This is a genomic window from Synechocystis sp. LEGE 06083 (assembly GCF_015207725.1).
In the GTDB taxonomy this organism is placed as follows: domain Bacteria; phylum Cyanobacteriota; class Cyanobacteriia; order Cyanobacteriales; family Microcystaceae; genus Synechocystis; species Synechocystis salina.
In genome coordinates, this window is record NZ_JADEWJ010000130.1 from 1 (window position 1) to 10,122 (window position 10,122).

A 10,122-nucleotide genomic window follows, 5' to 3' on the forward strand; every position below is an offset into this window, starting at 1 on the left:
GGCAAGTATTGATAGCAAAATGAACTAAATTTAGGTTTTGCTCCTTTAAAAGGGGCCATTCCCCCCAGGGTAATTTGGCTAAAGTGAGGGCAGTGGGGGAAGCCAATTGATAAAGGGATTGTCCAAGCTGAATCACCAATTGGGTTTCCCCTGTTCCCCTTTCGCTCCAGCGAATAATTTCTTTTTCCACCGCCTGCCAGCCCGGTTCTGGACTGGTTAACCATTGCACCATCGCCTGTTGTAAAGCCCGTTTTTGCTCCGTTGGCGGTTGGTCGTAATGGCTGGCGATCGCCTGCTTACTAGTGACCTTAATACCCCGTTTTCGTTGGGGTTGCCCTGTGCGGGCAGTAGTAATTTCGCTGACCCATTGTCGATGCAGTTGGTAAAGATCTAGGTTGAGAGCAAGGCGTGGTAAACGACCATAAAAATCCCTCTGCTGGCTTCTGGTTTGCCCTTGGGTAATGGTTTCCACATCCAGGGCCACCGTAAAACCAGAGGTAAAATCCCCCTCAATAATCTTCAGCACCAACAGTTGTAGATCCATGAAATGTCTAGAGTTGAATATCCTCGGTAATACTTTCCTCACCCACCGTTACTCGAATGCGGAAGTTGGTGCCGGGGTCGATGGTCAAGCCAATTTTCAACAGATTTTTACCGGGGGTCTGGTCTCCGGTTACGGCAATCTCGTCAACAAATTCATTTTCCGCTGATAAAAGGGTTAAACGGGTGCCAGGGGGCAAGCTCTGCTGTTGGTTGGCGGTTTTCAACTCAATGGAGCCGTTGATCGTCTGATCTGGGGCCGGCATCAGAGCAACGACCAAATTAAGGGCCGTATCCGCCAGATTTAACTCTGCCCCAATGGTTTTCTGTAACCGATGGGCCGCCTGGGGATGACGAGGTTCAATGCGAGCCAAGGTGCCGGCCGCTAGCCAACGGGTATCTTCATCTCCGGTCTGGTCAATAATTTGCGTTAGTTCCCGCACTACCGATGCCGTATCTTCCGGTTTCACTACTTCCCCTAGGGTAATGATTAACCGTTGCCGAGCCGCTTCACTACCGGCGCTATGGAGCTTATCAATGATTCTTTCAATGGTATTGGCACTACGGACAGGGGAAAAACTTGGTTCCAGCAGGTAAAATTCTGCCATTTGCCAAGCCTGCTCTTGGGCAGTAGTTAACCACTGGTGAATTACACTCGCAGCGCTTCTTAGTCCGTTTTCTATGGTGTTCGCCACTGGGGATTGAGCCCTTTGCAATTCTGCTTGGGCAATGAGACTAAAGAGAAAATCCGGCGGATGTAATATTTCCTTCGTTAGCGGGGCGGCACTAACTTGTTCGACACAGCCCAACAATCTACCGGCGGTTAAATCGGGGTTAATTTCCACCACCATATAACCCAAGCGGTCTGACCAACTTTCAGGGCTAAACTGTACTGTTTGTTGTTGAGGAGAGATACCACGGCATTCTAATCGTCCTAACCCCGACAAGGACAGATCTGCCACTTCTTCCCCTAAATGCAATAACGGTTGGGTGCTGTAACTACTCGACCAGTCATAGGCAATATCGTAGATATCTAACCAATGGGACACTGCTCTCACCGCTAAGAGATTAGGAATAAGCCGACGTAACTTTTCCCCCTGACAGCCGGACTGAACTGCTAACCGTTGCACCCACTGTCGGTCTTGGAGCGTGAGGGGAATGGATGGGGATTGTACTAAGTTGTTCATGGTTTTAACAATTTATTCTCGGCATGTTATTTGGCGATCGCCGCTGGAGCAACGGAGCCTTCGACCTAATTAGTTATCGCTGTTCCCGCTGGATTTTATGCATAAATGCCAAAACTTGATGAATGACCCTAAATTCGTAGAATCTTTCCAGCGCCCCCGCTTCTACCCCTAACCTATTTGCCACCTGGATTAATCCCTGTCGTGGTTGTTGAAGCACTGCTAGGGTTTCCCGTAAGAAAATCTGGGCAGTAATCTCCGGTTTTTCCCTGAGCCTAATTTCCTGTAAACAAGGTTCCGACTCCAGCCATTGTTGCAGGCGATCGCCAAGATTAAGTTTGTGCCATTGCTTTTGGGTCAACAAGCTCCGTAAATGTTCACAGGGGTTAACAGGAGTATCGGGGGTGATGAAGTCGTAGTTGCTCTGGATAAAGTTAACCAGCTTGGGACGGCATTTGCGCTCGTAAAAACTACTTAGGGTCGCTACTGAAACGTTATGTTCTTTGGCCAGATCCCCCCAGGGCACTTCCCGCAGAAAACGTTGCTCTAAGAGGACTTTAACCGTTAACTGGGGCTGATTTTTGATGCTCTCTTCTGCTAACTCTGGACTTTCCTCCAGCCACTGCGCTATGCCTTCGCTCATCACCTTGGCCTGGTCACCATAGGAAGGAGAAGCCATCATGGCCAGTAGTCCCTCCCCTTCTTCCTCCGTTGAGGCTTGGATTTGACGCTGCTGTTGTTGCTGGATTTTAATTTGCTGGCTTTTAAATTCATTTTTGAGCCGGAAGTTCAACCATGTGGCTACCTGAGCTTTACTAGGGTCATACTCCCGATAATGACGGTAAAAATATTCCAGGGTCTTCAACCAGGCTTCCCCGTAGGCATCTGCATATTGTTCCTGGTAGTTGCGCCACAATTTTCCCGACGCTTGCAATAGTGCCATGGCCTGGGAAAGTATTTCCCTTTCACCCAGGGTTTGGGCTGTGGGATGTAACCCGTCCTCAGACAATTTTTTTGCTTGTTCGATCAGTATTTGTAGTTGACAATTCACGTCATTCCCAGCTACAAGGGCCACTGTCGCAAACATTCGCTTCTTCCATGGACCCCGTTCAGCACTAGCAAGGGGCAATTTTCCTAATTTTTGGCGATCGCCATCAAGCCCTAAATACTCCTTTTCCATAGCGGGAATCTTAAAATTAACCGGTAAAAAAGTTTTAGCACGGCAAGGGATGTTGACCTTATGCAGTTAGGATTTCAAGCCCCATCTAGGGCTATGGTCCGATTTTTCTGGCTGTGGTGCAGAAAAATAGTTAATCTGGGTTTTCGGTGCGCGATAATGTGAAGAATAGTTACAAGCAAAATCAATCAGGTTAATTTCGTCTCCCTCCCAAAATTTGGCGATCGCCACCATGAGGCGGTTAAGGGCGAACGAACCACTGCCTAGGCTAGCTGGTAAAATTAACCACCGCCCCCAAGCTGAGGGACCCTTTAGGGTCTCCAATTGCCATCCATATTTCCTTCCAATATCCGTTGCTAGCTCCTATGACAAACTCCTCTGTTGCCACCAATTCTACCCAACCTTTCCTTGGTCAACCTTGGTTAGTGGAAGAACGAGATGCCTGTGGTGTGGGTTTTATCGCTAATCTCCGGGGTGAACCGGACCATACCCTGGTGGAGCAGGCCCTAAAGGCCTTAGGATGTATGGAGCATCGGGGGGGATGCAGTGCCGATAATGATTCGGGGGACGGGGCCGGGGTAATGACCGCCATTCCCCGGGAGCTCTTGGCCCAGTGGTTTGCCACCCGCAATTTGCCCATGCCCGACGGCGATCGCCTGGGGGTAGGAATGGTCTTTTTGCCCCAGGAACCAACGGCCAGGGAAGTGGCCCGGGCCTATGTGGAAGAAGTAGTACGGCTAGAAAAATTAACGGTGCTGGGCTGGCGGGAAGTGCCGGTGAACCCAGACGTATTGGGTAGCCAGGCCCGCAGTAATCAACCCCACATTGAACAAATTTTGGTCACTTGCCCCGCTGGTTGTGCCGGGGATGAATTGGACCGTCGCCTATATATTGCCCGCTCCATCATTGGTAAAAGGCTAGCGGAAGATTTCTATGTTTGTTCCTTTTCTTCCCGCACCATTGTCTATAAAGGCATGGTCCGCAGTGTTATTTTGGGAGAATTTTATCTAGATTTACTCAATCCCCAATACATCAGTAATTTCGCCGTTTACCACCGTCGGTTTAGCACTAACACCATGCCCAAATGGCCCCTGGCCCAGCCCATGCGTATGCTGGGGCACAATGGGGAAATCAATACTCTCCTGGGCAATATTAACTGGATGGCGGCCCGGGAAGCGGCGTTGGAAGTACCAGGCTGGACCAAGGCGGAATTGGAAGCTTTAACTCCCATTGTCAACCAGGCTAACAGTGATTCCTACAACCTCGATAGTGCTCTAGAACTATTAACCCGCACTGGCCGTGGGCCCCTCGAAGCGGTGATGATTTTGGTGCCGGAAGCCTACAAAAATCAACCGGCGTTAAACAATTATCCCGAAATTAGCGATTTCTACGACTATTACAGCGGCCTGCAGGAACCCTGGGATGGCCCGGCCCTATTGGTGTTTAGTGATGGCAAGATTGTTGGGGCAGGGTTAGACCGCAATGGCCTGCGTCCGGCCCGCTACTGCATTACCAAAGACGATTACATTGTGGTGGGCTCCGAAGCGGGGGTAGTGGATTTACCAGAAGCAAGCATTGTGGAAAAGGGTCGTTTAGCTCCGGGGCAAATGATTGCCGTGGATTTAGACCAGAAAAAAATTCTCAAAAACTACGAAATTAAACAGCAGGCGGCCCGGAAACATCCCTATGGGGAATGGTTAAAAGCCAATCGTCAAATGGTTGCCTCGGAAAGTTTTGCTGACAAAAGTTTGTTTGCCGACGCTGAAACGACTTTGCAACAACAGGCGGCCTTTGGCTACACGGCAGAAGATGTGGAAATGGTAATTGTGCCCATGGCTAACCAGGGCAAGGAGCCGACCTTTTGCATGGGGGACGATGCTCCTTTGGCCGTGCTGTCCCATAAACCCCGCCTACTGTACGACTACTTCAAACAACGCTTTGCCCAGGTGACCAATCCCCCCATTGACCCCCTACGGGAAAATTTGGTGATGTCCTTGGCCATGTTCCTGGGGCCCCGGGGCAATATTCTCGAGCCCAAGGCGGAAGCGGCCCGCATGATCAAGCTTCGATCGCCGCTGGTGAATGAGTTGGAGTTGGAAGCGATTAAACAAGGGCAGTTAAACACTGCGGTACTTTCTACCCTGTACGATTTAGGCGGCGTTAACAGTCTCCAGAGTGCCCTGGATAACCTGGTGCAACAGGCGATCGCCTCGGTGCAATCCGGCATTGAAATTTTGATATTAACCGACCGGCCCAATGGAGCTACATTAAGTGAAAATCAGAGCTTTATTCCCCCTTTATTAGCGGTGGGAGCAGTACATCATCACCTGATTCGGGCTGGGTTAAGGCTACAGGCATCCCTGGTGGTGGATACGGCCCAATGTTGGAGTACCCATCACTTTGCTTGCTTAGTGGGCTATGGCGCTTCTGCCATTTGTCCCTACCTGGCCTTGGAATCGGTACGGCAATGGTGGCGGGATGAGAAAATCCAGAAGCTGATGGACAACGGTCGCCTCGCTAAAATTGACCTGGCCACCGCGTTGCAAAACTACCGTCAATCGGTGGAAGCGGGGCTGTTTAAAATTCTCTCCAAAATGGGAATTTCACTGCTGTCCTCCTACCATGGGGCCCAAATTTTTGAGGCGATCGGTCTGGGAGCGGAATTGGTGGAATATGCCTTTGCTGGCACCACTAGCCGAGTGGGGGGGTTAACCATGGCCGACGTGGCCCAGGAAGTGATGGTTTTCCATGGCATGGCCTTCCCGGCAATGGCTAAAAAGTTAGAAAACTTTGGCTTCGTCAACTACCGCCCCGGTGGAGAGTACCACATGAACTCCCCAGAAATGTCCAAGTCCCTCCATAAAGCGGTGGCGGCCTACCAACGGGGAAGCAATGGGGCCAACGCCGAAGCCTATGACCACTACGGTCTTTATCGTCAATATCTGCGGGGGCGCCCCGTTACTGCGCTGCGGGATCTGCTCGATCTCAATCCAGACCAAACTGCCATTCCCCTGGAAGAGGTGGAGTCGGTGGAATCCATTGTCAAACGCTTCTGTACCGGTGGTATGTCCCTCGGTGCCCTGTCTCGGGAAGCCCATGAAACTTTGGCGATCGCCATGAATCGGCTGGGGGCCAAATCCAACTCCGGGGAAGGGGGCGAAGACACGGTGCGCTACCTCACCCTAGATGACGTAGATGCGGAAGGTAACTCCCCCACGTTGCCCCATCTCCACGGCTTAGAAAATGGCGACACGGCCAACTCCGCCATTAAGCAAATTGCTTCCGGGCGTTTTGGGGTCACCCCGGAATATCTCATGAGTGGCAAACAGTTGGAAATCAAAATGGCCCAGGGGGCCAAACCCGGTGAAGGGGGTCAACTGCCCGGCAAAAAGGTCAGTGAATACATTGCCATGTTGCGCCGCTCCAAGCCTGGGGTAACTTTGATTTCTCCCCCTCCCCACCATGACATTTACTCCATTGAAGATCTAGCCCAACTAATCTACGACCTGCACCAAATTAATCCCCAAGCCCAGGTGTCGGTGAAATTGGTGGCGGAAATTGGCATTGGTACGATCGCCGCTGGGGTCGCTAAGGCCAATGCGGACATTATTCAAATTTCTGGCCATGACGGTGGTACGGGAGCGTCTCCCCTCAGTTCCATCAAACACGCCGGTTCTCCCTGGGAGTTGGGCGTTACCGAAGTGCATCGAGTGCTCATGGAAAACCAACTGCGGGACCGGGTTTTGCTCCGGGCTGACGGTGGTCTGAAAACCGGTTGGGATGTGGTGATGGCGGCGCTCATGGGGGCAGAAGAGTATGGCTTTGGCTCCATTGCCATGATTGCGGAAGGTTGCATTATGGCCCGGGTTTGCCACACCAACAATTGTCCCGTTGGGGTTGCTACCCAGCAGGAACGGTTACGGCAACGGTTCAAAGGAGTGCCGGGGCAGGTAGTCAATTTCTTCTATTTCATTGCCGAAGAAGTGCGTTCCCTGTTGGCCCATCTGGGTTACCGCAGTTTGGACGACATCATTGGCCGCACCGATTTGCTCAAAGTCCGCTCCGATGTCCAGTTGAGCAAAACCCAGAATCTGACCTTAGATTGTTTGCTCAATCTGCCTGATACTAAACAAAATCGACAATGGCTCAATCACGAGCCTGTCCACAGCAATGGTCCTGTGTTGGATGACGACATTTTGGCCGATCCTGACATCCAAGAAGCCATTAACCACCAAACCACTGTGACCAAAACCTACCGTCTGGTCAACACCGACCGTACCGTGGGCACCCGTCTCTCCGGGGCGATCGCCAAAAAGTATGGCAACAATGGCTTCACCGGCAGTATCACCCTCAATTTCCAAGGGGCTGCGGGCCAGAGCTTTGGGGCCTTTAACCTGGATGGCATGACTCTGCATCTGCAAGGAGAAGCTAACGACTATGTGGGCAAAGGTATGAATGGCGGTGAAATTGTCATCGTGCCCCATTCCCAGGCCAGCTTTGCACCAGAAGATAACGTCATTATCGGTAACACCTGTCTCTATGGAGCAACGGGGGGCAACCTTTATGCCAACGGCCGGGCAGGGGAACGCTTTGCGGTGCGTAACTCCATGGGTAAAGCGGTGATTGAAGGGGCTGGCGACCACTGTTGTGAATATATGACCGGCGGCGTGATTGTCGTCCTTGGCCCGGTGGGTCGTAACGTGGGGGCAGGCATGACCGGCGGTTTGGCCTACTTCCTCGATGAAGTGGGGGATTTACCGGAAAAAATCAACCCGGAAATTATCACTTTGCAACGGATTGCCGCTCCTAAAGGGGAGGAACAATTAAAAGCCATGATCACGGCCCATGTAGAAAGGACAGGCAGTCCCAAAGGAAAGGAAATTTTGGCTAACTGGTCCGATTATCTTGGCCAGTTCTGGCAGGCGGTTCCCCCCTCGGAAGCTGATTCCCCTGAAGCCAATGGTGATGCAAGTTTGGCTGGGGAGAAGACTTTAACCTCAGTTTAGTTGGATTGACCTAAAAATATGCGCCCTAACCCTTGCCAGGTGCTTGGGGGGAACTTTACTCGAAGTAACAAGGAGGTTAGAACAAAAAATTCAGTGTCATCTGTTGTGTTGCTGGTTCACCAAACTTTATCTGTCTATTAATATTGTTCCCCTGGATGAGCGAACCGGCAATATTTTTCTCCTTGCGAGCGAGGAAAATATTGTCGTTGTAGAAAAGATGGTAGGACAGACCATGAAGTATACAATTTGACACTCTCTTACATTTGTTCGTCAAAGACATTGGCGATCGCCCGAATATGGCGGAGGTCGGAACCACAACAGGTTCCAAACACATTGGCTGAAGGGACTTTTTGTTTCAGCATCCAATAGGAGTGGGCAAGTTCCACTGGGTTACCGATGTCGAGAAAATCTGCTTGATCTAACTGGGCGTGACTACGGCGGGAAGGGTTACAGCGAAATCCCCCCAAGCGACTCAACCAAGCTTCTTCTGTGATCACGGAACAGAAATGGTCTGGATGGGCACAATTGACCATAAAATAAGCCGCTCCTTGATGGGTAGCCTCATCAACCCTGGCGATCGCCTCCGGCAGGGCAGTGCCCGTGGGTAAGTGACCGTCCGTTTCCACGGTGAAAGAAATGGATACGGGTAAGGAAAATTCTTGGCTAGCCCGGACAATACCAATCGCCTCATTAACACTGGTGAGGGTAAATGCCCCCAATAGATCGACCCCGGCCTCCGCTAACCAGCTAATTTGTTGCCGGTGATAGGCTTGGGCCTCCTCCGCATCACTGAAATGTTCACCGCCATAGGCATCCCCACAGGGGCCAATCAAACCGTTGATCAGTAAAGGTTTAATTTGAGTGATATAAGCCTGCTTCAAGGTTTTGGCAAATTCCACCGCTCGAAAATTGGCTTGCCGAATTTCTTCCACCCTCACCCCCAATTCTTCCGCAAAAAATGGTTGAGCCCGCCAGGTGGGAGCGTCAATTAAAAAGCCGAATTGTTTTTCTTTGGCCAAATCTAAAAAACCATGGAAGTAGTTCTTTAAGGCTTCCCGCCCCAGGGGATCGGACAGTAGGGTATGGGCGGCAAAGGCCGGTAGCTCAAAGCCTCGGTTGAAAATCATTTCCGTTTCCAGACCGCCGTCCAACAAAAAAATTTGCTCACACTGGTGGGGGAGATTGGTCATTTTGAGGGCTAACGCACAGTCAGCGGTTAATTAATTTTTCCACAAAAATCTTTATAACCCAGTCATGGGGAAGATGGAGGCAGGGGGCGTCGAGCTTTCATCGCCGCTAGGGTTGCTTCCACGGCCTGTTGTTCTTCCCATTGCTCAAACTTTTTATCCAGCGGGGATGGGGGAGGATTGAGCAATTCCCGTTCGGCCTCCAACTCCAGGATTTTGGTTTCGATTCTTTCAAATAAACTGCTGGCACTGGCATTGTCCAAATTGCCCGCAATCTCTTCAATTTTTTGAGCGGCGATCGCCGATTTTAAGCGAGCCAGATAGAGACTTTTTTGACTTTTAAGCTCCAGGTATTTGCGCTCCAGCTTTTGTAATTGTCCCCGTACCTGTTCCACCACCGCCCGTTGTTCCCCGAGGGATTTTTCTAGGGCTTCTGTATGACTTTGATAGGATTGTCTTTGCCCAAGGGCATCCCTAGCCAAGGCCTCGTTACCCCCATCCAGGGCAGCCTGCGCTTTTTCGTACCAGCGCTGGGCGATTAATTTCTGGGCATCTCTCTGGCGTTCCGTACTTTTAAAAGTGGCAATGGTCTGGGCCAGGGCCCGCCGCAATTCGATCAACTCCAACTCCATCTCCCCCAATAGACGTTCGAGGAGTTCCTCCGGCGCTTCCTGTTGTTGCTGCCAATGGGTTAATTGGGCTTTCAACACCCTTCCAACCCGATTAAAAAGTTCCATGACAAAGAGGGTAAACCCTAATAGGGAGCTTGGTTAAGGCGTTCTAGTTCCTGCACCAACTGTTGGGTAGCAAGGTTAGTTCCCCGATCAGTGGCACTTCCTGCCTGATTATAGGTTTTAGTCAACTGCTGACGGGCATTTTGATTAAAAGATTGCTCCCCACCACTGGCAACGGCACTGGGGGAAGCGCCACTGGGCAACTGTTGATACATCTGCGATTCCACACTGGCTCCACTGGCGGAGGGGGAACTAGGGGCGGCACTGCCCTGATTACCATAATCGGCCCTGGCC

At 51.1% G+C, this 10,122-nt stretch carries 5 protein-coding genes and 2 pseudogenes; 1 reads left to right on the top strand and 6 read right to left on the bottom strand.

Features of this window, described 5'->3' with window-relative positions; all coding sequences use genetic code 11:
* The 3 genes and pseudogenes from IQ219_RS11130 to IQ219_RS11140 form a co-directional block, all read right to left on the bottom strand.
* Positions 1-544 (bottom strand): annotated as a pseudogene (locus IQ219_RS11130) (hypothetical protein); the annotation flags it as partial.
* Between the two features lie 7 nt (positions 545-551).
* Entirely contained in the window at positions 552-1,727 is a 1,176-nt protein-coding gene (locus tag IQ219_RS11135) for a DUF1822 family protein (RefSeq protein WP_194072636.1), read from the bottom strand.
* A gap of 73 nt (positions 1,728-1,800) precedes the next feature.
* Entirely contained in the window at positions 1,801-2,904 is a 1,104-nt protein-coding gene (locus IQ219_RS11140) for a hypothetical protein (protein WP_194072637.1), read from the bottom strand.
* A 332-nt stretch (positions 2,905-3,236) separates the two neighbouring features.
* On the opposite strand from IQ219_RS11140, the gene gltB reads away from it, so the two are divergent.
* A complete protein-coding gene (gltB, locus tag IQ219_RS11145; RefSeq protein ID WP_194072638.1) occupies positions 3,237-7,907 on the top strand; it encodes a glutamate synthase large subunit in 4,671 nt (1,556 codons plus the stop codon).
* A 257-nt stretch (positions 7,908-8,164) separates the two neighbouring features.
* Here gltB and IQ219_RS11150 read toward each other — a convergent pair whose 3' ends face one another.
* The 3 genes and pseudogenes from IQ219_RS11150 to IQ219_RS11160 all read right to left on the bottom strand — a co-directional run.
* Positions 8,165-9,097, bottom strand: coding sequence for a homocysteine S-methyltransferase family protein (locus IQ219_RS11150; RefSeq protein WP_228016965.1), 933 nt, complete (start codon positions 9,095-9,097; stop codon positions 8,165-8,167).
* Positions 9,098-9,159: 62 nt separating this feature from the next.
* The gene (locus tag IQ219_RS11155) at positions 9,160-9,831 is read right to left on the bottom strand and encodes a PspA/IM30 family protein (protein ID WP_190599203.1); all 672 of its coding nucleotides are present in this window, start codon (positions 9,829-9,831) and stop codon (positions 9,160-9,162) included.
* A 17-nt stretch (positions 9,832-9,848) separates the two neighbouring features.
* Positions 9,849-10,122, bottom strand: a pseudogene (locus IQ219_RS11160) (hypothetical protein); the annotation flags it as partial.

Coding starts and splice junctions, on each gene's coding strand:
- IQ219_RS11135 (WP_194072636.1), bottom strand. CDS start 1,727: ATGAACAACTTAGTACAATCCCCATCCATTCCCCTCACGCTCCAAGAC.
- IQ219_RS11140 (WP_194072637.1), bottom strand. CDS start 2,904: ATGGAAAAGGAGTATTTAGGGCTTGATGGCGATCGCCAAAAATTAGGA.
- IQ219_RS11150 (WP_228016965.1), bottom strand. CDS start 9,097: ATGACCAATCTCCCCCACCAGTGTGAGCAAATTTTTTTGTTGGACGGC.
- IQ219_RS11155 (WP_190599203.1), bottom strand. CDS start 9,831: ATGGAACTTTTTAATCGGGTTGGAAGGGTGTTGAAAGCCCAATTAACC.